The sequence below is a fragment of the Streptomyces sp. NPDC020996 genome (assembly GCF_040641355.1).
Lineage (GTDB): Bacteria > Actinomycetota > Actinomycetes > Streptomycetales > Streptomycetaceae > Streptomyces.
Map to the genome: position 1 here is coordinate 61,825 of NZ_JBFADM010000041.1, position 18,400 is coordinate 80,224.

The window sequence follows — 18,400 nt, forward strand, 5'->3', positions numbered from 1 at the left end:
GTGCACCTTCGACTGTTGTGCGCGACGCTCTTGAACTGCACCGTGTCACTCATCGCGCTGTGTCTGTCCGCGGCGCCTTCGTCCGCCGCGGCCCCGGCCGCGCCCTATGCCGAACTGACGCCGGATTCCGGGCAGATCTCGCCCGGCGGCGCCCCACTGACCGTGGACGCCACGTTCCACAACATGCTGAACACCGACATCAGGGACAGCTTCATCGTCGCTGTCGGGATCCGGCTCGCCCCAGCCGTCGCCCGGCTGACGCCCGATCAGGTCACCGTGGAATGGTTCGATGCCGGCCCGTCCGTATGGCGGCCAGTGCAGTTGACACCGGGCGACACCGCGCTCAGCGGCTATCTGAGCACCGACGCTGGACTTCCGTCCGTGGGTTCGCTCCCGGCGGGTGACTCGGCCCGCGTCCCCCTGCGCGTCTCACTGGCCTCCGGGGTGCCGGCGCCGGCCACCCTCCAGTTCGTCGCGCAGGGCCTGATCCAGCCCACGGCCTCGGTCGACCCGGTGCCCCTGATGGACGGCAAGGCGTCCTACTCCGTCGTCGACCAGGCGACACCCCCGGCGCCCGAGACCCTCCCCACGACGAACACGGCCTCGGCGACAGCGAGCCTCTCGCGGGGCGGTCCGGCGAGCGGGGCAGCGACGCCGACAGCAACCCCGTCCGCCGTGCCCTCCTCGTCTCACCCGTCCGCCACCAGCCCCGCCCCCGCCCCGCTAGCGCAGTCGGGCGGCAGCGGTGGGGACGGGCTCACGGACTCCGCACCACCCGCATCGATCGTGGGGGGCGGCGTGGCCGCCCTCGTATTCGCCGCCGGTATCGCCCTCATCATGACCCGGCATCGCCGCCGCGGGCGGAGCTGAACCCGCCCGCGGTCGAGCCCATTGTCGTCCACACGAGCCACCGCCGGTCCGTCCTCATGGGAGGAATTCATGCATCACCGTACGGGCCAGGATGTCCTGCGCGACGTGGTCCGCCGCGTCGCTCCGGCCGAACTGGAGAAGCTGGACGAGACCTGCCGGGCGTACATAGCCAGGCCCCATCCTCCGCAGCGCCTGCACCGGCCGGCCCGGGACCCGCTCGGCATCGGCTTCGAGTCGGCGGTGTTACTGCCGGTTCTGGTGGCTGTGGTCTCGCAGGTGCTCTCGGATCTCGCCTCCGGGCGTATCCAGGCGGGCGGTACCTGGCTGAAGCGATGGTGGCGACGCCGGCGCGGGGCCGACGCCGAGGGCAGACGAGCAGCGCTGACCTCAACTGTCCCGGAGCTGTCCGGAGTGACACGCCAGGAACTCGCGCACTGGGCCATGGCCGTGGGCCGTGCCGCCGGTCTGTCCGCGTCCCAGGCCGAAGCATGCGCCCAAGTCGTGGTCGTAGCCGTGGTAGGCGGGGACTCGGGACCTCGGGGTGACGACGCACCGGAAGCACCGAACAGCGCGGCACCCGGCACCCGGCCGGAGCCGACGCAGACACCAGCACCAGCACCAGCACCAGCACCAGCAGCACCAGCACCACCGCCACAGCCAACGGGTCCGGAGCGCGGGCACCATGGCGATCCGGACCCGCGCGCAGCACCCGCCGGGCGGGGGGACAGTACAAGTGCGGGACTCCGGCCGGAGGGAAGCGACGCGTCGACGCCCACGAACCCCTCGCCGTCGTGAGCGCCGCGCCAAACCCCCTCGGCCCACCCTCCCTCACCACCGCCTCACAGCGGCCTGATGTCGCCCGCGCACTGGTGTCCAGCCCGCTGCCGCTGCCGACCACCACCCGCCTGGCCATGCTGGTTCTGGTGGCCGGCGCCGGAGCCTCCTTCGCCACCTGGTGGTGGCTGGTCCTGGGCCGAAGCAACTGGCCCAACGCCCAACTTGCCTGCCTGCCCAAGACCGACGCCGCGCCGGAGGAGGTCCTCGCCCGGTTCGCCGGCTGCGTCAACGACGTACGGCTGGCGCAGTCAGCGGTAGTGGTGAGCGGGCCGCTTGCCCTGCTCGCGCTCGCCGTGGTCTGGCGGGCTGTCGGATGCCGACTGAGCCTGTGGCGGTGGCAGGCCGCACCCGACCACTCATCACCGCTCGCCCAGCGCCTGGCCGCCCTGGTGCCCGAAGGAGCAGAGACCCGGCCGGAGCTGTGGGTGCGCGGCGGGCGTATCGGGATCCGGGCCCGTGCCTCAGGTACTGTCCGCCGGCCCCGGATCGTGGCCGACTCCCACCTCTTCAACCTGCCCGACCGGCACATCGACGCCATCTTCCGTCATGAACTGGCCCACCTGCGGCTGCGGGACGTGGGCCGGGTGGGGCTGGCCGTCGCGGCCTGCTGGCTCCTGCTGCTCGGCGTCACCCTGCCGATGGTGGTCGCGCTGGCCCGCGACCCCGGACTGCTGGGTACCGGCCTGCTGGTGAGAATGGCGATCATTCTGGCCGTCGTGGTGCTCACCCTCTGCGCCGTACTGCGCGTGCGGGAGCACGACGCCGACCTCGCTGCGGCAGCGGATCCCCACGCACCCCGGGACGCCACCGCCGCCCACATCGGCTCGGCCCTCTCGCCACGCCCCGTTGAGCGCCTCGTGCGGCTCCTGGGCCTCGCCACGCATGCCACGCCCGTGATCCGCCTGGCGGTGCTCGCCGATCCGGCGCGGTCCTGGGGTGTGTCGTCCCCGGAATGCCTCACCACCGGGCTCGCCGCAGGGCTGATCTTCACCGATCTCACCCTGCTGGTGGCCGCCCTGATGCCCGACCACACCCAACTCGCCTACCTGGTCGGTGGTTTACTGACCGGCTTGGTCGTGGCCGGGGTGGTGACCGTGGCCTGGTGGCGGGCCGTTGCCGTGGGACACCGGGACGCGTCCGGCCGGCGCGCGGCACCGGCCGGGGCCGCACTCGGTCTCGGTGTGTTCCTGGGCAGCCAGCTCTCCGAGCGGGCGGCCGGTGACTGGGCACGGGACACCGGCACGGCAGACGGACTGGCGACGACGCTGTCCCTGGCAGATGTGCCGCACGGGCAGGCCCTTGCCCTGGGGGCGGTGCTCGTGGCGGGCGGGGCGCTCTTCGCCCTGTGGACGACGTCCCTCGCCAGAGCCCTGGGGGCCACGGTCGACGGTCCTCGTTCCGCATCCGTCTGCGCTGCGGTCGTCGGGCTGTCCGGACTCCTGCTGGCGGTGCCGCTGGGCAGTTGGTTCCTGGTCGCCCGGCTGACGGCGGCCCGCGCCGCCCCGGACATCAGATGGGCCGTGATCGACACACCCTGGTGGGTGACGGGGGTCGTGACGACCGTCGCCGGCGCGCTCCTACCGGTGGCCGCCGCCCTCGGGCCGAGGCGTCCAGGGGCGCGCGGCGCCGGGCCGCTACGGCCCCTGGCCCTGCTGGCCGCCACTGCGGCCCTGGTCTCGGCCGGAACCGGATGGGCGGCACTCGGGGCCGGGCCGGTAAACACACCGGCCGTACGCCTCTCCGGCGCCTCGGCGGCGTCCACCGCCCCGACGAACAGGCCCGTTACGCCGACCTCCGGCGGCGGTGACCGGACCGTCCCCTTGGATCAACTCCCCCCGCTGCCGCCCAAAACGGAGCAGACGGAAGCCATGCGGGCGGACATCGGCCTTGTTTGCCGTGCACTGTCCCTGAGCGGGACCGCCGTCTGGACCGACCCCCGACAGCGCGCCGACACAGCCGAGTTGCTCGGCGGTCTCGACGATACGGTGCTGCGGGCCGCCTCCGCCGTCCTCCTGGGCGACCCGACGGGGCCCGTAGACACCCACGCGCTGGTCGCCTCAGTCCTGCGCTGCGACCTGTACTTCCGCTACGGCCGCTGACCGGCCGCGCTCGACGATTCGCCCGCCGTTCGAGGAGGCATACATGAGCCCGAGAACCGCTGCGACGTCCGCTACCGGCCGACGACCGCCCACCACGCTACCGGTTGTGATGGCACTGCTGGCAGGTACGGTCCTGACTTGTTGCAGCAGTGGACACCACCGGTCGGACACCATGGAGCCGACGCAGGCACCCTCGTCCCCAGCCCAACCCACCGCGGTGTCCCCCCGGACCGCGCCGCTGTCCGCAGCCCTGCTCACCACAGCCCAGTTACCGGCCGGCTATGTGAAGACAGTGCTGCGGAACGAGCCCCCGACGCACTCCGATCATCCCGGATGCGTCGCCGCGCTCAATGGACTGGAGTCCTCTCGCAGCACCCGCCCCGGCGCAGTCGAGGCGAGGGTCACCTTTGCCCAAAGCCAGAGCGGACCGTTCCTCCAGCAGGTACTGCGCCGACTGCCGGGGACCGGGGCACGTCAGGACCTGGAGCAGGCGGTGGACGAACTGTCCGACTGCGCCGGGTTCTCCATCGGCTGGAGCGACGGCACCACCGGCATGGAGCGTGTGGTGCCGCATGGCTCGGCAGGGATCGGGGACGTGTCCTGGCATGCCACGGTCACCGCGACCACCAGGACGTTCACCGTCCAAGAGACCCTGGTCCTGGCGGTCGTGAGAAGAACCCTGATCGTACTCAGCGACGCGGGCAGCCCCACGGCACCCGACCGCCCCCGCACACTGGCCCTGGCCCGTACCGCCGCGTCTCGAATCCCCTGAGCGGCACAGGACCGGTTGCGGCGGTGCGGTCGCCTGCGAGGCACAGCACGTGCTCATGCCCGTGCAGACCGACGGCGCGCTCCCGCGCCCCGACGGCCCGCACAGGCTCAGTCCCACCCCACTGGAGCCACGACCGTCCCGGCCAACGGTGCCGCCACGGCCACACCGGCGTCACCCGCCCGGACCCCGGCCGCATCCCCAGCGCTTACGTCCGCGAAGACCATGTCCTGCGGCATCTGCCCGCCTGCACCTGCGCCTCACCGGCCGCACGGATCGTCCCGGCCGGGCTGCCGTGAGCAGGGACGCAATGCGGCCGCCCACACCGGCCCAGGCAATCACCCACCTGGGCTCCGAGGAGATCACCCCTGGCCTACGCCCCCGCGGCGAGGGCCCTGACCACGGACACACCCCGAGCAGAAGGATCACCACCAGCTGACCAACGCAAGCCTCACCGAAACGCCGGCGAACGGAGAGGCCAGGCCACAGGCGACAGAAACGACGAACACCCGCCCCGGCCGGGAGCCGGAAGCGGGTGCCGATGTCCCCTGTCCAAGAACAGGGCCCGTGGGGCAACTGTCTACTGTGTGTCCGAGGGGGGACTTGAACCCCCACGCCCGATAAAGGGCACTAGCACCTCAAGCTAGCGCGTCTGCCATTCCGCCACCCGGACCAGGTGTCTGCCGCCCGGCCGGGGTCTTCCCCCCGCGGCGACGAGGACAACAATACCAAGCTTTCGGGGTGCCTTTCACCTGCGTTTTCCCGGGGATCCACGCCCGCGCCGGTCCGGGGAGAGCCGGCCGCGGTCAGGACTGTGCGTGTGCGTGGTACGACCGTCGCGTGTGCTCGGTGTGTTCGCGCATGAGCGCCGCGGCGCGCTGTTCGTCCCGGCCGGCGATGGCGGCGGTCAGTTCGCGGTGCTCGGCCCAGGACTGCCGGCCGCGCTGCCGGGCCACGGGCGTGTAGTACCAGCGCGCCCGGCGGTCGACCTGCGCCGCCAGGTCGGCGAGGACCGCGTTGCCGGCCAGCTCCATGATCTTGGCGTGGAACCGGGCGTTCAGGCGGACGGCCGCTTCGACGTCGTCGGCGGCGACGGCCTGCTCGCCCTCGGCGCACAGCTCCTCCAGCACGGCGACGCCGTCGCCGTCCGCGTCCGCGGCGGCGAGCCGGGCCGCCTCGGCCTCCAACAACGTACGGACGGTGAGCAGTTGGTCGGCCTCCCGCTCCGTCGGCTCGTGCACGAACGCGCCCTGGGCGGGCCGCAGATCGACCCAGCCCTCGGTGTTCAGGCGCTGCAGCGCCTCGCGCACGGGCTGACGCGAGATACCGAGACGGCCGGCGAGTTCGCTCTCGACCAGGTGCCGGCCGGGCTGGAGGGCGCGAGTGGCGATGAGTTCGAGCAGTGCCTCGTAGACGCGGTCGCGCAGCGGGCCGGGCCGTTCCAGCCCGGGCACCGCTCCATGCGGCAGCCCTGTCGGCGGCATCGGGCGGTCCCCCTCCTGGCAGCGCGGGACAACGGCAGCCGGAAAGCCGGTACGGACTGTCTTTCGTCCACAGCCTACGGCGCACACATGGGCGGAGCGGGGGCGGACGGCCCGCCGCCGGGGCCGTCAGGGGCAGCGCACGACCTGGCCCGCGTACGACAGGTTGCCGCCGAAGCCGAACAGCAGGACCGGGTCCCCGGTGCCGATCGCGCCGCGTTCGACCAGCTTGGACAGGGCGAGCGGGATGCTCGCGGCCGAGGTGTTGCCGGAGTCGGTGACATCGCGCGCGACGACCGCGTTGACGGCGCCGATCTTCTCGGCGAGGGGTTCGATGATGCGCAGGTTCGCCTGGTGCAGGACGACCGCGGCGAGGTCCTCGGGGGCGAGCCCGGCCCGTTCGCAGGCCCCGCGCGCGATCGGGGGCAGCCGGGTGGTGGCCCAGCGGTAGACGCTCTGTCCCTCCTGCGCGAACCGCGCCGGCTGCCCCTCGATGCGCACGGCGTGCCCCATCTCGGGCACCGAGCCCCACAGCACGGGCCCGATGCCGGGCTCCTGCGACGCCTCCACCACCGCGGCCCCCGCCCCGTCGCCGACGAGCACGCAGGTCGTGCGGTCACTCCAGTCGGTGACGTCGGACATCTTGTCGGCCCCGACGACCAGGGCGCGGACCGAGGCGCCGGCGCGGACCGCGTGATCGGCGGTGGCCAGGGCGTGGGTGAATCCGGCGCACACGACGTTGAGGTCCATCGCGGCGGGCGAGGACATGCCGAGCCGGGCGGCGACCCGAGCGGCGGTGTTGGGCGAGCGGTCGACCGCGGTGGAGGTGGCGACCACGACCAGGTCGATGTCGCCGGGGGCGAGCCCCGCCGCCGCGAGCGCCTTCGCGGCGGCGTGGGCGGCCAGCTCGTCGACGGGTTCGTCGGGTCCGGCGATGTGACGCGTGCGGATGCCCACCCGGGTCCTGATCCACTCGTCGCTGGTGTCGACCAGGGCCGCCAGGTCCTCGTTGGTGAGCACCTTGGCGGGTTGGTAGTGGCCGACGGCGGTGATGCGCGAGCCGTTCATCGGGTGGGTCCCCCTCGTTGCCTGGGTAACGGGAGCCCTCAGTCTGATCAGTGACCCGTGGGTACGGCGGCAGCCGAGGCGACAGGATTCGGCCGCCCGGGTTGTCGGCTTCCGTCAGGCCCTCGGACGACCGAGCAGTCGGCCGCGCCGATCGCGAGGCGGGCCGCGGCCACACTCCATGTGCAGGACAATGAGTCTCTGCATCGAATGAGTTACCGCATCAAGGGCCGCTCCGGCTACCAGCACGTACAGAACCGGGACTGAGACACGACATGGGACGAGTCACGGAACGACGCAAGGTGATCCGCATCCGCGACGGGGCCGTCTCCACGCGCCCGGACACGCTGGTCGCCGAGGAACCGCTGGAGATCCGGCTGAACGGCAGGCCCCTCGCGATCACCATGCGCACCCCGGGCGACGACTTCGCCCTGGCCGTCGGCTTCCTCGTCAGCGAGGGCGTGCTCGCCGAGCGGCAGGACCTGCGGAACATCGTGTACTGCGCGGGCGCCACGGCGGACGGGCACAACACCTACAACGTGGTGGACGTGCAGACCGCGCCCGGCGTGACGATTCCCGACCTCACCCTCGAACGGAACGTGTACACCACGTCCTCCTGCGGCCTGTGCGGCAAGGCCAGCCTCGACGCGGTGCGGACCACCACCCGCTGGCCGATCGCGGACACTCCCCCGGTCCGGCTCGAGCCCGAACTGCTCGCGAGCCTCCCGGACCGGCTGCGCGCGGCCCAGCGGGTCTTCGACCGGACCGGGGGGCTGCACGCGGCCGCCCTGTTCGCCGAGGACGGCGAACTGCTCGACGTACGGGAGGACGTGGGCCGGCACAACGCCGTCGACAAACTCGTCGGCCGCGCCCTGCAGAACGGGGACCTGCCGCTGGCCCGGGCGATCCTGCTGGTGTCGGGCCGCGCCTCCTTCGAACTGGCGCAGAAGGCCGTGATGGCCGGCATCCCGGTGCTCGCGGCGGTCTCCGCGCCGTCCTCCCTCGCCGTCGACCTGGCCACGGAAACCGGCCTGACCCTGGTCGGCTTCCTGCGGGGCAACTCCATGAACGTGTACGCGGGCGAGGACCGCCTGGGCGCCTTCGACGGCTCGGTCCCCTCCGTGGGCGCCTGAGCCCCCTGCGGCTCCCTCGCGGCCGGCGCGTCGGCACAGTGGGCGCTGGTGGGCCCTTGCCGCCGGCCGGAGTGGGCTGGCCGGCTCGGAGGACCGGCGTCGATCAGCGCACGCGTCGGGGGCCAACCGGACGGAGACGCGGGGCGTCGCGGCGAGCGTCAACGCGGACGTGGGGCGGTACCGGCCGCGGTTCGTGACGCTGGGCCCGACTCCGTCGCGGTGACGTCCTCGACGGGGTCGTGGGAGCGGCGCTTGGCGATCACCGCGCAGACCATGAGCTGCATCTGGTGGAAGAGCATCAGCGGCAGCACCGCCAGCGAGGCGTGGGCGCCGAACAGGACGCTGGCCATCGGCAGTCCGGAGGCCAGGGACTTCTTGGAGCCGGCGAACTGGATGGCGATCCGGTCCCCGCGGCCGAAGCGCAGGGCCTTGGCGCCGTACCAGGTCAGGGCCAGCATCACCGCGAGCAGGACCGCCTCGACCGCCAGCAGGCCGCCGAGCGTGGCCGGGCTTACCTGGTGCCAGATGCCCTGGACCATGCCCTCGCTGAAGGCGGTGTAGACGACGAGCAGGATCGAGCCGCGGTCGACCAGCCCGAGGACCTTCCGGTGGCGGGCGACGAAACCCCCGATCCAGGGGCGCAGCAGTTGCCCGGCGAGGAACGGCACCAGCAGTTGCAGCACGATCTTGACGAGGGAGTCTGCGGAGAACCCGCCGCCGCTGTTGCCGAGCAGGGCCGCCGCCAGCAGCGGGGTGACGACGATGCCCACCAGGGAGGAGAAGGAGCCCGCGCAGATCGCGGCGGGGACGTTGCCGCGGGCGATGGAGGTGAAGGCGATCGACGACTGGATCGTCGACGGGACGAGGGTGAGGAACAGCAGGCCTTCGTAGAGCGGGCGGGTCAGGAGCACCGGGACGAGACCGCGGGCGGCCAGGCCGAGCAGCGGGAAGACGACGAAGGTGCAGGCGAGGACGGTGACGTGCAGCCGCCAGTGCCTCAGCCCGTCCAGTGCCTCCCGGGTGGACAGCCGGGCGCCGTAGAGGAAGAACAGGAAGGCGATCGCGGCGGTGGAGGCACCGGAGGCGACGTCCCCGGCGGTCCCGCGCGCCGGGAAGAGGGCCGCGAGGCCCACGGTCCCGATCAGCAGCAGGATGTACGGGTCGATCGGCATCCAACGCGGCCATTGCAGGTGTTTCACGGTGCTCCACTTGCTGGTCTGTTCCGACGGCGCGGGGGGCGGTGATCCCCGCCCTGCCCCTCTCCATGGTCCCCCTCGGGCGGGTGATCGGGAATCCGTCATACCGCTCTGACTGTGATGTCGTGTCATGATGACCGGCTATCGTGTTCGGCGTGTACGACACCTCCCACCTGCGCACCTTCCTGGCGGTGGCGCAGACCCTGAGCTTCACGCAGGCCGCGCGGCGGCTCGGGGTGCGCCAGTCGACCGTCAGCCAGCACGTGCGGCGGCTGGAGGACAGCGCCGGGCGGCAGCTGTTCAGCCGGGACACGCACTCCGTGGAGCTGACGGAGGACGGCGAGGCCATGCTCGGGTTCGCGCGCCGGATCCTGGAGGTGCACGAGCAGGCGGCGGCGTTCTTCACGGGTAACCGGCTGCGCGGCCGGCTGCGCTTCGGCACCTCCGAGGACTTCGTGCTGACCGGGCTGTCGGAGATCCTGGAGGCCTTCCGGCACGACCACCCGGAGGTCGACCTGGAGCTCACGGTGGGGCTGTCCGGCATCCTGCACGAGCAACTGGCCGCCGGAAAGCTGGATCTGGTGCTGGCCAAGCGGCTGCCGGAGGACCCGCGCGGTGAACTGGTGTGGCACGACGAGCTGGTGTGGATCGGCGCGGAGCGGCTGCGCCTGGACGCGGACCGTCCGGTGCCGCTGATCGTGTTCCCGCCGCCGGGCATCACCCGCGCCCTCGCCCTTCAGGCCCTGGAGCGGCAGGGGCGCCCGTGGCGCGTGGCGTGCACCAGCACCAGTCTCAACGGACTGATCGCGGCCGCCCGCGCGGGCCTCGGGGTGATGGCGCACTCCCGGCGGCTGATCCCGCCGGGCCTGGTGCGGGTGCCGGACCGGGCGGGACTGCCGGAGCTCGGCCAGGTCGACTTCGTCCTCCTGCACGACCGGCGCCGCGCCGCCGCCCGCGGCGCGGCCGAGGCCCTGGCGTCGGCCGTCCTGGCGGCCGGCGACCGGCTGCACCGCAGGTAGGGCCACCGTCGCGGCGGAGCGGCGACGGACGCATTGTCCAAGACGGGCCGGCCGGGGCGGATGGTGCCGGTGTGACGGAACCGGGCCCGGCGGCGCAGACAGAGGAGACGGCCGCGCGCGGGCGACGCGGGCGACGCGGACGACGCGGACGACGCGGGCGACGCGGGCGGGGTGGACGCGCGGGCGCGTGATCGGGTCGTACAGATTCGGTGGAGATTACGGTCCCGAAACTTACTGAATGGTCAGTTCCCTGTCCGACCCTTCCGCATGTGCGCGCATTTTCCGGCACTGACCAGCACATATCTGAGCGTTTCTCGGGTTCTGGCCCCCTCCCGCCCCGCCCCGGGGTGGGGTAGCTTTCACGGCGCCGTGCGGAGCGTCACCAGGACCGGGGAGCGGGGTTTGCGCGAGTTCACCAACCCTCCGTTGGCGTTGCCACCGCCGGTGGGCGGACTGGCCGACGTCGTCTTCCGGCGTGCCCAGGACGATCCGCTGCACATCGCCATGGGCCGCAAGGACGGCAGCGGGGTGTGGCGGGACGTGACCTCGGCGGAGTTCCGGGACGAGGTGCTGGCCCTCGCCAAGGGGCTGCTCGCCCAGGGCATCCGGTTCGGCGACCGGGTCGCGATCATGTCCCGCACCCGCTACGAGTGGACGCTCTTCGACTTCGCGCTGTGGACGATCGGCGCCCAGGTGGTGCCGGTCTACCCGACTTCCTCGGCCGAGCAGTGCTTCTGGATGCTGTACGACGCCGAGTGCACGGCCGCGATCGTGGAGCACGAGGACCACGCGATGACGATCGCCACCGTCATCGACCGGCTGCCGCGGCTGCGCCGGCTGTGGCAGCTGGACGCCGGGGCGGTGCGGGAGCTGTACGACGCCGGGGCCCATCTCGAGGACGACGTGGTGCACCGCCACCGGCAGGCGGTGACGCCGGACTCGATCGCGACGATCATCTACACCTCGGGCACCACGGGCCGCCCGAAGGGCTGCGTGATCACGCACGGCAACCTCATGTACGAGGCGGACACGGCCATCGAGCGCTGGGAGCCGGTGTTCCACTCGAAGAAGGGCGACGAGGCGTCCACCCTGCTGTTCCTGCCGCTGGCGCACGTCTTCGGGCGGATGGTGCAGGTCGCCGCGGTCCGGGGCGGGGTCCGGTTCGGCCACCAGCCCCAGCTGCACGCCGCGGCCCTGCTGCCCGACCTGGCCGCGTTCCGGCCGACGTTCGTCCTCGCGGTGCCGTACATCTTCGAGAAGGTCTTCAACTCCGCCCGCCGCAAGGCCGAGAAGGAGGGCAAGGCCGGGGCCTTCGAGAAGGCCGTCGACGTAGCCGTGAAGTACGCGGACGCGGTGGAGGCCAAGGCGTGGGGGATCGGGCCCGGACCGACGGCCGGTCTGCGCATGCAGCACCAGCTCTTCGACAAGCTCGTCTACTCCAAGGTGCGGGCCGCGATGGGCGGCCGGATCCGCAACGCCATGTCGGGCGGCTCGGCGATGGACCGCAGGCTGGGCCTGTTCTTCGCGGGCGCGGGCGTGCAGATCTACGAGGGGTACGGGCTGACCGAGACGACGGCCGCCGCGACCGCCAACCCGCCCGAGCGCACTCGGTACGGCACGGTCGGGCAGCCGATCCCGGGCGTCACCGTGCACATCGCCGACGACGGCGAGATCTGGCTGCGCGGCCCCAACGTCTTCCAGGGCTACCTCAACAACCAGAAGGCCACCGACGAGACGTTGCACGACGGCTGGCTGGCCACCGGCGACCTGGGCTCCCTCGACGGCGACGGCTACCTCACCATCACCGGCCGCAAGAAGGAGATCCTGGTCACCTCCGGCGGCAAGAGCGTCCCGCCCGGCGTGCTGGAGGAGCGCGTCCGCGACCATCCGCTGGTCAGCCAGTGCATCGTCGTCGGCAACGACCGCCCGTACATCGCCGCCCTGGTCACCCTCGACCAGGAGGCCGTCGAGCACTGGCTCGCCATGCGCGGCAAGCCGCGGATGACGCCGGCCCAGCTGGTGCGCGACCCCGACCTGGAGACGGAGGTGCGGCGGGCGGTGGTCGCCGCCAACACCCTTGTCTCGCAGGCGGAGTCGATCCGCACCTTCCGCATACTGGCGCAGCCGTTCACCGAGGAGCACGGCCTGCTGACCCCGTCGCTCAAACTGAAGCGGAAGGCCATCGAGAAGGCGTACGCGAGCGAGGTCGAGGCGCTGTACCGGGTGTAGGGGCGGGTCCGGTGGGCGGATTGCGGTGTCAGGAATGCATCACGGCCGGTGATCGTTGACCATGGGGAGTACCACCTGACACGCGACCGTAAGGATCAAGAGCTCGTGAGCAGCAAGGTCCCCCCGATCACCCTCAACAACGGCGTCGAGATGCCCCAGCTGGGCTTCGGCGTCTGGCAGGTGCCGGACGACGAGGCGGAGCGGGCTGTCGCCACCGCGTTGGAGGCCGGGTACCGCAGCATCGACACAGCGGCGATCTACGGCAACGAAGAGGGCACGGGCCGGGCGATCGCCGCCTCCGGCCTGCCCCGCGAGGACGTCTTCGTCACCACCAAGCTCTGGAACTCCGACCAGGGGTACGACGCCACGCTGCGCGCCTTCGACGTGTCGCTGGCGAAGCTCGGCCTGGACTACGTCGACCTGTACCTCATCCACTGGCCGACTCCGGCCCGGGACAAGTACGTCGACACCTACAAGGCGTTCGAGAAGCTGCACGCCGACGGCCGCGTGCGGGCCATCGGCGTCTCCAACTTCGAGCCGGAGCACCTGCGGCGGCTGATGGCCGAGACGTCGGTGATCCCGGCCGTCGACCAGATCGAGCTGCACCCGCACCTGCAGCAGCACGCGGCCCGCGAGTTCCACGCGGAGCAGGGCATCGCCACCGAGGCCTGGTCGCCGCTCGGTTCCGGCAAGGGCCTGCTGGAGGTCCCGGCGATCGTCGCCATCGCCCAGAAGCACGGGCGGACCCCGGCCCAGGTCGTGCTGCGCTGGCACCTCCAGCTCGGCAACATCGTGATCCCGAAGTCCGTGACGCCGTCCCGGATCAAGGAGAACATCGAGGTGTTCGACTTCAGCCTGGACACCGAGGACCTGGCCGCGATCAGCGCGCTGAACGAGGACCGGCGCCTGGGCCCGGACCCGTCGACGTTCGACGTGGCCTGATCTGAGGGCAGTCGGAGGCCGCCCCCCCCCGCCCCGGCGGGCGGGCCCCCCGCGGGGGGGGGCCCCACGACGCCGACCGGGACCGCAGGCTCGCCGAGGCCGTCGAGGGGGTCGACCCGTCCGAGGTGATCTCGCTCGCGGACGCCCTCGACACCTTCCTGGAGATGCCGCTCGACGCCGGGCGCGAGGACGACGGGCTGCCGTTCTCGCCGGAAGCGCGCGTGCGGTTCGCCCGCCTGGCCGCCGAACTGCGCGACCTGCGCCGCTCCCTGGCCGACCCGCTGATGGACGTCCTGCACCGCGTCCTCGCCGTGACCGGCCTGGAGGTGGAACTGTCGGCGTCCCCGCACGCCCTGGCCGCCCGCCGCCGCGAGACCCTGTCGAACTTCCTCGACATCGCCGCCTCCTTCGCCGCGGGCGACGGCGACGCCACCCTGCTGGCCTTCCTGGCCTTCCTGCGCACCGCCGCCCAGTACGAGAAGGGACTCGACAACGCCCTGCCCGGCGGAGAGAACACCGTGAAGGTGCTCACCGCCCACAAGTCCAAGGGCCTGGAATGGGACGTCGTCGCCGTGCCCGGCCTGGTCAAGGGCACCTTCCCGAGCACCCAGGGCCGCGAGAAGTGGACCGCGCAGGGCAAGGTGCTGCCCCACGAACTGCGCGGCGACGCCGACACCCTGCCCGACGTCGAGGCATGGGACGCGCGCGGCCTGAAGGCCTTCCACGAGGCCATGAAGGAGCACCAGCTGACCGAGGAACTGCGCCTCGGCTACGTCACCTTCACCCGTCCCCGCTCCCTGCTCCTCGGCTCGGGCCACTGGTGGGGCCCCAGCCAGAAGAAGCCGCGCGGGCCGTCCGACTTCCTGCGGGCCCTCCACGACCACTGCGCGGCCGGCCACGGCGAGATCGAGGCGTGGGCGGACGAGCCCGCGGAGGACGAGGAGAACCCGGCCCTGCACCGGGCGAGCGCCGACCAGGTGTGGCCGCTGCCCCTGGACGAGGCGGCCCTCGCCCGGCGCCGGGCGGCCGCCGAGACGGTCCTCGCCCACCTGGACGACCTCGCCTCCCACGGATCGGCCCATCCGTCCGCCACCCACGACCCGGACAGCCACCACGACCCCGAGTGGCCCCCACCGCCGGAGGACGACGAGCCGCCGTACCCGGAGGAGCCCCCTTACCAGGAGGAGCCGCGGTTCGAGGAGGACCCGGCCGACTGGGACGCCTGGTCCACCGACCGCCCGACCGTCCCGCACCAGGCGGCGGCGCCGGACGACAGGCAAGCCAGGAGCGCCGAAACGGCGCACCCGGAGCGGGAGCAGCCCACCCGCGGACCCGCCCGCGCGCACACCCGCCTCACCCCCGAGGAGGCCCGCACCATGGCCTCCTGGGACCGCGACCTCGACGCCCTCACCGGAGAACTCCTGCGTGCCCGCGACGCCGTCACGGAGGTGCCGCTGCCGGCGTCGCTCACCGCGTCCCAGGTGCTGCGCCTGGCCGCCGATCCGGACGGTTTCGCGCAGGAACTCGCGCGCCCCATGCCGCGCCCCCCGCAACCCGCCGCACGCCGCGGCACCCGATTCCACGCCTGGGTCGAGGCCCGCTTCGAGGAGCTGACCCTGCCCATGCTGGAGCCGGAGGACCTGCCCGGCAGCGACGCGGAGATCGCCGACGAACGCGATCTGGAGTCCCTCAAGGCCGCCTTCGAGCGCACCGAGTACGCCCACCGCACCCCCTACCGCGTCGAGGCGCCCTTCCAGATCGTCATCGCCGGCCGCGTGATCCGGGGCCGTATCGACGCCGTCTACAAGAACGACGGCGGCGACCGGCCGACGTACGAGATCGTCGACTGGAAGACCAACCGCGCCCCCACCGCCGACCCGCTCCAACTCGCCCTGTACCGGCTCGCCTGGGCCGAGCAGCGAGGCGTCCCCCCGGAGACCGTCGACGCCGCTTTCGTGTACATCCGCAGCGGTGAGGTCGTACGACCGGACGGCCTGCCCGGCCGGGCCGCGCTGGAGCGGCTGCTGCTGGAGGGGCCCACCGCGCCAGCAAACTGTGAGGAACCGCCCAACGAGGATGTCCCCGCGGGCCGATAGGCTCGTGACCATGAGCCAGCCCGTTGACAGTGCCGTCAGCGCCGTCCGTTCGTACATCGAGCAGCACCGCGCCGCCTTCCTCGACCACCTCGTGGAGTGGCTGCGCATCCCCTCCGTGTCGGCCCAGCCCGGCCACGCGTCCGACGTGCGGCGCAGCGCCGACTGGCTGGCCGCCGCACTCGCGCGGACCGGCTTCCCGACCACGGAGGTCTGGGAGACACCGGGCGCTCCGGCCGTCTTCGCCGAGTGGCCCTCCGCCGACCCCGGGGCGCCCACCGTCCTGGTCTACGGCCACCACGACGTGCAGCCCGCCGCCCGCGAGGACGGCTGGGACAGCGAGCCCTTCGAACCCGTCGTCCGCGGCAACCGCCTCTACGCGCGCGGGGCGGCCGACGACAAGGGCCAGGTGTTCTTCCACACACTCGGTGTCCGCGCCCACCTCGCCGCCACCGGCCGCACCGCCCCGGCCGTCAACCTCAAGCTGCTGATCGAGGGCGAGGAGGAGTCAGGCTCCCCGCACTTCCGCGCCCTGCTCGAGCGGCACGCGGACCGGCTCACCGCCGACGCCGTGATCGTCTCCGACACCGGCATGTGGTCAGAGGACACCCCCACGGTGTGCACCGGCATGCGCGGCCTCGCCGAGTGCGAGATCCGCCTGTACGGCCCCGACCAGGACATCCACTCCGGCTCCTTCGGCGGCGCCGTCCCCAACCCGGCCACCGCCGCGGCCCGCCTGGTCGCCGCGCTGCACGACGAGCACGCACGCGTGGCGATCCCCGGTTTCTACGACGACGTCGTCGAGCTCACCGACCGCGAACGCGAACTCTTCGCCGAACTGCCCTTCGACGAACAGCGGTGGCTGCGCACGGCCAAGTCGTACGCCACGCACGGCGAGGCCGGACACACAACCCTGGAACGCATCTGGGCCCGCCCCACCGCCGAGGTCAACGGCATCGGCGGCGGCTACCAGGGACCCGGCAGCAAGACGATCATCCCGTCCTCCGCGATGGTGAAACTGTCCTTCCGCATCGTCGCGGGCCAGGAACCCGACCACATCGAGAAGGCCGTCCGCGTCTGGGCCGCCGAGCAGATCCCCGACGGGATCCGGCACGAGATCACGTTCTCTGCCGCCACCCGCCCGTGCCTGACGCCGCTGGACCACCCCGTCCTGCAGTCCCTCGTCCGCGCGATGGCCCGCGCCTTCGAAACGCCCGTCCGCTTCACCCGCGAGGGTGGCTCCGGACCGGCCGCCGACCTCCAGGAGACGCTCGGCGCGCCCGTGCTCTTCCTGGGCATCTCCGTCCCCTCCGACGGCTGGCACGCGCCGAACGAGAAGGTGGAGCTCGACCTCCTCCTCAAGGGAGTCGAGACAGCCGCCTACCTGTGGGACGACCTCGCCGACAGCGGGCGCCGTGCGCCCTGAGCGTCCCGCGCCGCCCGGAGCGGCAACCCCCGCGAGGCACACTGGAAGAGCCGCTCCGCACCGCCCGGTCCCCCGGGACCAGGGCGCCTCCTGCCCCACATCCCGCCGAACCGCCCGCCGAAAAAATCCGTTCCATCGGGGGAGTTGCAAGCACCCGTGACCACCTGGACCGACCACACCGCCGACCGACCCATCTCGCTCACCGCCCCCAGCGGCATCGACCGGGCCGCCCACCACCGGCTCGACGAGGCCTGGCTGGCCGCGGCGTGGAGCCACCCCTCGACGCGCTGCTTCGTCGTCTCCGGCGGCCAGGTCCTGATCGACGAGACGCCGGACGGCCGGACCGAACTCGTCATGACCCCCTCCTTCGAGGCCCCCCTCACCGAGGCGCACCGCTACTTCCTGGGCACCGACGCCGACGGCGTCAGCTACTTCGCCCTCCAGAAGGACTCGCTGCCCGGACGCATCGACCAGTCGGCCCGGCCGGCGGGCCTGCGTGAGGCCGGACTGCTGCTGTCGCCGCGGGACGCCGGGCTGATGGTGCACGCGGTCGGCCTCGAGAACTGGCAGCGCACGCACCGCTTCTGCTCCCGCTGCGGCGAGCGCACGGTCATCGCCGCGGCCGGCCACATCCGCCGCTGCCCGGCCTGCGGCGGCGAGCACTACCCGCGCACCGACCCGGCGGTGATCATGGCCGTCACCGACGACGAGGACCGCATCCTCCTCGGCCGCCAGGTCCACTGGCCCGAGGGACGCTTCTCGACCCTCGCCGGCTTCGTCGAACCCGGGGAGTCCATCGAGCAGGCGGTGCGCCGCGAGGTGTTCGAGGAGGCCGGCATCGCCGTCGGCCCGGTCGAGTACGTGGCCAGCCAGCCCTGGCCCTTCCCCTCCAGCCTCATGCTCGGCTTCATGGCCCGCGCGACCTCGACCGAGGTCAACGTCGACGGCGACGAGATCCACGAGGCCCGCTGGTTCTCCCGCGAGGAACTCCACGCGGCGTTCGAGTCCGGCGAGGTCCTCCCGCCGTACGGCATCTCCATCGCGGCCCGCCTGATCGAGCTCTGGTACGGCAAGCCGCTGCCGACGCGGGGCTTCGTCTGACGGCATCCGACGACATCCGACGTCGGCGTCGGTTCCGACGTCGACGTCGACTGAGGGGAGCCGCGTCACGCGGCAGCCCACGGCGACGAGAAGGGGGGGCGCGCGCCCCCCCCGGCGCCCCCGGACCCGCCCCGCGCCCC

At 72.6% G+C, this 18,400-nt stretch carries 13 protein-coding genes and 1 tRNA gene; 10 read left to right on the plus strand and 4 right to left on the minus strand.

The genetic code is table 11. From position 1 onward, the window contains the following. The first annotated feature begins 42 nt into the window (after positions 1–42). The 3 genes from AB0G63_RS25615 (at position 43) to AB0G63_RS25625 (ending at position 4,578) form a co-directional block, all read left to right on the plus strand. A complete protein-coding gene (locus AB0G63_RS25615; RefSeq protein WP_360754410.1) occupies positions 43–870 on the plus strand; it encodes a hypothetical protein in 828 nt (275 codons plus the stop codon). Positions 871–1,661: 791 nt separating this feature from the next. Further along, complete coding sequence (locus AB0G63_RS25620; RefSeq protein ID WP_360754413.1) at positions 1,662–3,806, plus strand: M48 family metalloprotease; 2,145 nt, start codon at positions 1,662–1,664, stop codon at positions 3,804–3,806. A gap of 217 nt (positions 3,807–4,023) precedes the next feature. Continuing rightward, positions 4,024–4,578, plus strand: a complete 555-nt coding sequence (locus AB0G63_RS25625; protein WP_360754415.1) for a hypothetical protein — start codon at positions 4,024–4,026, stop codon at positions 4,576–4,578. Between the two features lie 585 nt (positions 4,579–5,163). Here AB0G63_RS25625 and AB0G63_RS25630 read toward each other — a convergent pair. From AB0G63_RS25630 to AB0G63_RS25640, 3 genes are all read right to left on the minus strand, one after another. Further along, positions 5,164–5,248: transfer RNA gene (locus AB0G63_RS25630), tRNA-Leu, on the minus strand. A gap of 133 nt (positions 5,249–5,381) precedes the next feature. Continuing rightward, positions 5,382–6,059, minus strand: a complete 678-nt coding sequence (locus tag AB0G63_RS25635) for a GntR family transcriptional regulator (RefSeq protein ID WP_360754418.1) — start codon at positions 6,057–6,059, stop codon at positions 5,382–5,384. Between the two features lie 126 nt (positions 6,060–6,185). Beyond that, positions 6,186–7,124 carry a beta-ketoacyl-ACP synthase III gene (locus AB0G63_RS25640; protein WP_360754420.1) on the minus strand — a complete coding sequence of 313 codons (939 nt, stop codon included), beginning with the start codon at positions 7,122–7,124 and terminating at the stop codon, positions 6,186–6,188. 272 nt (positions 7,125–7,396) lie between these two features. Here AB0G63_RS25640 and fdhD point away from each other — a divergent pair, with 272 nt between their 5' ends. After that, the gene (fdhD, locus tag AB0G63_RS25645; protein ID WP_360754423.1) at positions 7,397–8,254 is read left to right on the plus strand and encodes a formate dehydrogenase accessory sulfurtransferase FdhD; all 858 of its coding nucleotides are present in this window, start codon (positions 7,397–7,399) and stop codon (positions 8,252–8,254) included. A gap of 158 nt (positions 8,255–8,412) precedes the next feature. Here the strand turns inward: fdhD and AB0G63_RS25650 are convergent, their stop codons facing one another. Continuing rightward, complete coding sequence (locus AB0G63_RS25650; protein ID WP_360754464.1) at positions 8,413–9,426, minus strand: bile acid:sodium symporter family protein; 1,014 nt, start codon at positions 9,424–9,426, stop codon at positions 8,413–8,415. A gap of 179 nt (positions 9,427–9,605) precedes the next feature. Here AB0G63_RS25650 and AB0G63_RS25655 point away from each other — a divergent pair, with 179 nt between their 5' ends. The 6 genes from AB0G63_RS25655 (at position 9,606) to nudC (ending at position 18,260) form a co-directional block, all read left to right on the plus strand. After that, the gene (locus tag AB0G63_RS25655; protein WP_360754426.1) at positions 9,606–10,469 is read left to right on the plus strand and encodes a LysR substrate-binding domain-containing protein; all 864 of its coding nucleotides are present in this window, start codon (positions 9,606–9,608) and stop codon (positions 10,467–10,469) included. Between the two features lie 402 nt (positions 10,470–10,871). Beyond that, positions 10,872–12,698: a long-chain fatty acid--CoA ligase gene (locus tag AB0G63_RS25660; protein ID WP_360754428.1), complete on the plus strand. Its 1,827-nt coding sequence runs from the start codon at positions 10,872–10,874 to the stop codon at positions 12,696–12,698. 105 nt (positions 12,699–12,803) lie between these two features. After that, positions 12,804–13,640 carry an aldo/keto reductase gene (locus tag AB0G63_RS25665; protein WP_360754431.1) on the plus strand — a complete coding sequence of 279 codons (837 nt, stop codon included), beginning with the start codon at positions 12,804–12,806 and terminating at the stop codon, positions 13,638–13,640. Positions 13,641–13,765: 125 nt separating this feature from the next. After that, entirely contained in the window at positions 13,766–15,736 is a 1,971-nt protein-coding gene (locus AB0G63_RS25670) for a 3'-5' exonuclease (protein ID WP_360754434.1), read from the plus strand. 10 nt (positions 15,737–15,746) lie between these two features. Then, positions 15,747–17,159: a dipeptidase gene (locus tag AB0G63_RS25675; protein WP_360754436.1), complete on the plus strand. Its 1,413-nt coding sequence runs from the start codon at positions 15,747–15,749 to the stop codon at positions 17,157–17,159. Positions 17,160–17,315: 156 nt separating this feature from the next. Next, positions 17,316–18,260 (plus strand): NAD(+) diphosphatase, encoded by a 945-nt coding sequence (gene nudC, locus AB0G63_RS25680; RefSeq protein WP_360754438.1) that lies wholly within the window; start codon positions 17,316–17,318, stop codon positions 18,258–18,260. Positions 18,261–18,400 lie beyond the last annotated feature (140 nt).